This is a genomic window from Cellulomonas telluris, assembly GCF_004886325.1.
GTDB classification, from domain to species: Bacteria; Actinomycetota; Actinomycetes; order Actinomycetales; family Cellulomonadaceae; genus Cellulomonas; species Cellulomonas telluris.
The window spans coordinates 1-651 of record NZ_QXFN01000029.1 but is presented as its reverse complement, the minus strand read 5'-3'; the positions used below and the strand labels follow the sequence as shown (position 1 = coordinate 651).

The window sequence follows — 651 nt, the reverse complement described above, 5'->3', positions numbered from 1 at the left end:
GTGTCCCCCGGTTGCATCGTCACAGCTGCTCCTCGTCCTCGACGGTCGTCGACGTCCTACCTCGTCCGCGTGCCCGCTGTGCGTCCACCCAAACCTCCCGGAACCGGTGAGGCCGCGCACGTCGATAGGCTCGCGACCCGTGAAGACCCTCGTCATCGGAACCGGAGGGCGTGAGCACGCGCTCGCCCTGGCCCTCGCGCTCGACCCGTCGGTGTCGGAGGTGCACGCCGCCCCCGGCAACCCCGGGATCGGCGCGGTCGCCACCCTGCACGACGTCGACGCCATGGACGGGGCGGCCGTCGCGGCGCTCGCCACCTCGATCGGCGCCGACCTGGTCGTCGTCGGTCCCGAGGCGCCCCTGGTCGCCGGTGTCGCCGACGCCGTGCGCGAGGCGGGCATCGCGGTCTTCGGGCCGTCCCGGGCGGCGGCCCTGCTGGAGGGGTCGAAGGCGTTCTCCAAGGAGGTCATGGCCGCCGCCGCCGTGCCCACCGCCGGCTCGCGGACCTGCACGACCCCCGACGAGGTGGCCGCGGCGCTCGACGCGTACGGCGCCCCGTACGTCGTGAAGGACGACGCGCTCGCCGCCGGCAAGGGCGTGGTCGTCACCACCGACCGCGACGAGGCGCTCGCCCACGCCGCGGACTGCGACCG

General features: G+C 75.3%; 1 pseudogene. It reads left to right on the top strand.

Annotated elements, in window-relative coordinates:
* Positions 1-139 precede the first annotated feature (139 nt).
* Positions 140-651, top strand: a pseudogene (locus FB586_RS18565) (phosphoribosylamine--glycine ligase); the annotation flags it as partial.